3 protein-coding genes and 1 pseudogene are annotated in these 2861 nt (G+C 68.4%); all 4 read left to right on the forward strand.

Translation table 11 applies throughout. From position 1 onward, the window contains the following. Positions 1-216 (forward strand): annotated as a pseudogene (locus ACE3N6_RS19025) (hypothetical protein); the annotation flags it as partial. Further along, entirely contained in the window at positions 213-848 is a 636-nt protein-coding gene (gene traW / locus ACE3N6_RS19030) for a type-F conjugative transfer system protein TraW (protein WP_374247395.1), read from the forward strand. The pseudogene ACE3N6_RS19025 and the gene traW, both read left to right, overlap by 4 nt. Further along, positions 845-1867: a conjugal transfer pilus assembly protein TraU gene (traU, locus tag ACE3N6_RS19035; protein WP_374247396.1), complete on the forward strand. Its 1023-nt coding sequence runs from the start codon at positions 845-847 to the stop codon at positions 1865-1867. The genes traW and traU overlap by 4 nt, the downstream gene beginning before the upstream one ends. Positions 1868-1949: 82 nt before the next feature. Further along, a complete protein-coding gene (trbC, locus tag ACE3N6_RS19040) occupies positions 1950-2609 on the forward strand; it encodes a type-F conjugative transfer system pilin assembly protein TrbC (protein ID WP_374247397.1) in 660 nt (219 codons plus the stop codon). The last annotated feature ends 252 nt before the right edge of the window (positions 2610-2861 follow it).

Consider the following 2861-nt stretch of genomic DNA (forward strand, 5'->3'; position numbering starts at 1 on the left):
GCCCCCGCCGCTGAAGCCGGCGCCAAGGACTATCTCGCCGCTTTCGAGCGGCGTTGCGGCCGGGCACTCACCGCGACCGAGTTGCGCCAAGCGATGTCGGACGGTGACGGCGATCCGATGCTGATGGGACTGATCCGTGCCAGCCACCTGCACGATACCGCCGCCCGCGAACGACTCGCCGGACAGATCCGTTGCCCGGCCAGGGTGGCGCGATGAAACGCTGCATCGTGTCCGCTCCCCTGGTGCTCGGTCTGATGCTGGGCGCGGCTGACGCACGGGCCATGGATCTGGGCGCCATCGGGCCGACCTACGAGATCAGCGAACCCCATCTGCTCCAGATGATCGAGCAGCGCCTGCGCGAGAAGGAACGCAGCGGCGAACTCGGGCGCCTGGAAGCAGAAGCCCGGAAACGGGGCATCGCGACCGTGAAGAATCCGCCGCCGGTCACCGGCCTGCGGCCGACCGATACGATGCGGACCTTCTACTTCGACCCGAGCTTCACCCTGGATCGCAACATCTTCGGCCCCCAGGGCGAATTGCTGTTTGCCGCCGGGACGCGCAAGAACCCGCTGGAGGTGGTGTCGCTGTCCCGGCACCTGCTGTTCTTCGATGCCCGCGACCCGCGTCAGGTCGGCCGCGCCCGGCAGTTGATCGCCCTCTACCAGGGCCGAGTGAAGCCGATCCTGGTCGGCGGCTCCTACCTGGACCTCATGCAGTCCTGGCACGTCCCGGTCTACTACGACCAGCAGGGACTGCTCACCCGCCGCCTGGGCATCACCCAAGTGCCGGCCCTGGTGTCGCAGGACGGGCTGCGGTTGCGTATCGACGAACTGGCGGTGTCCCCATGAATGCCCATCGCGGCCTCGTTCCTTTCCTGTTCGCCGCCGTCCTCGCCTGCGCCGCCGGCCCCAGCCTCGCCGCCGGTGCGGCCACCTGCACTGGCAAGTTTCCCAATCCGATCACCGATATCTGCTGGTCCTGCATCCTGCCGATCAGCATCGGCGCCGCGCGAATCGCCAACTTCGGCGACCAGGAGGACACCGACAACCCCTCGAACCCCGTCTGCAGCTGTGGCGTCAATCCGGTCATCGGACTCTCCATCGGCTTCTGGGAGCCCGCACGGCATGTCGAAGTGGTGCGCAAACCCTTCTGCCTGGTATCGCTCGGCGGCATCGATCTCGACCCGGGCATTCCGGCGCCGGAAGCGGCGCGCTTCACCCGCCCGGAAGGCGATGGCGACGGCGGCAGCTTCTACCAGGCGCACTTCTACGTGAACCCGGTGATGTATTGGCTGGACGTGGTGACCGACTTCCCCTGCCTGGAAAAGGGCTCCTTCGATCTCGCCTACCTCACCGAGGTCGATCCCCTGTGGGCCGACGACGAACTCACCCTGATCCTCAATCCGGACGCCGTGCTCTTCGCCAATCCGGTCGCCATCGCCGCCTGTGCCGCCGACTGCGTCGCCGCCTCGGTGGGCTTCGGCCTCAAGGAGCTCTTCTGGTGCGCCGGCTGCCAGGGCGGGATTTACCCTCTCGACGGCCATGTGCCCTACCACCTGGGCGGCGTGCGCACGGCCGCTCTGATGGCCCAGCGCCTGACCGCCAAAATGCACCGCGAACTGATCGCCTGGGGCTGGCACGGCACGCCCGGCCTGTGCGGGCCGTACTTCGAGCCGGTCATGGACAAGACCGCCTACAAGACTCAACTCACCTATCCGATTCCCAACACCGACAAGGAGGCCGGGCGCTGCTGCCAGCCATTCGGCCGCACCACGGTGCTCTGGGGCGCCGGCAAGGAATACCCGGTGCGCGGCGAGGACTTCGCCTTCATGTTATTTCGCAAGAGGAACTGCTGTGTGGGCTTCTGATCTCCGTCCTTCTACCCGGGCCCTCGGCCTCGCCGCCGCGCTCGCGGCAAGCGCGCAGGCCCTGGCGCAGAACCCGCCGGTCGTGACCGACGCGGACATCGAACGCGTCCGCCGAGAAATGCCGACCGTCACGGACCAGGACCTCGATGTGGCGCGGCGGAAGTACGGCATGCCCAGCGATGCCGAACTGCGATCCGCGCCGGTGCCGACGCGCCCGAACGTCGAGGCGCTGCCACAGCCCCTCAGCCGCACCCCGGTCGACCTCGAAGCGCTGGCGCGGGGCTATGCATCGCAAGCGGAGGCGATGACTCAGGCGCAGGGGCTGGCGACCGGACCAGGGCTGTTGGTGTTCGTCAGCCTGTCCATGCCCCGGCCCACGCTGCAACGCCTGGTCGACCAGGCCGCGCGGGTGAAGGCCTCGATCGTCCTCCGGGGCTTCGCCAACGGCTCGCTGCGCGACACCGTCGTCCAGGTGCAGGGCCTGATTGGCACCCGCCAGGTGGCCGTGCAGATCGATCCACAGGCCTTCGACCGCTACGCCGTCACCCGGGTACCGACCTTCGTGCTGATGCGAGAAGGCGCCCGCCCGGTTGCCTGCGCCAGCGGCAGTTGCGCGCCGGCTGACAGCTTCCTGCGGACCTCCGGCGACGTGAGCCTGGACTACGCGCTGGAACACATGCGGCGCTCGGCACCCGCGTTCGGCCCGCCCGCCGACACCTTCCTGAAACGGATTAAGGGATAGGAGGGAGTGATGAACGGCCCCCACGCTCACGTTCGTTCGCTGCCCCCCGCGGGGGCTCCAGCCTCCTTGAGGCGGCTCGGCAGAGGCTGGATGCGCCACTGGGTCACCTCGATCACGCTCGTCTGCTTCATCACGACGCAGACCGCCGCCGTGGCCGGTCCGTTCGAGGAAGGCACCGCCGCCGGGCAGGCGGCCAATCCCGTCATCCGGGGGACGGTGAATACGCCGAGTGCATCGAGTGCCGTGCCGGGC

The organism is Zoogloea sp. (assembly GCF_041904905.1).
Lineage (GTDB): Bacteria > Pseudomonadota > Gammaproteobacteria > Burkholderiales > Rhodocyclaceae > Zoogloea.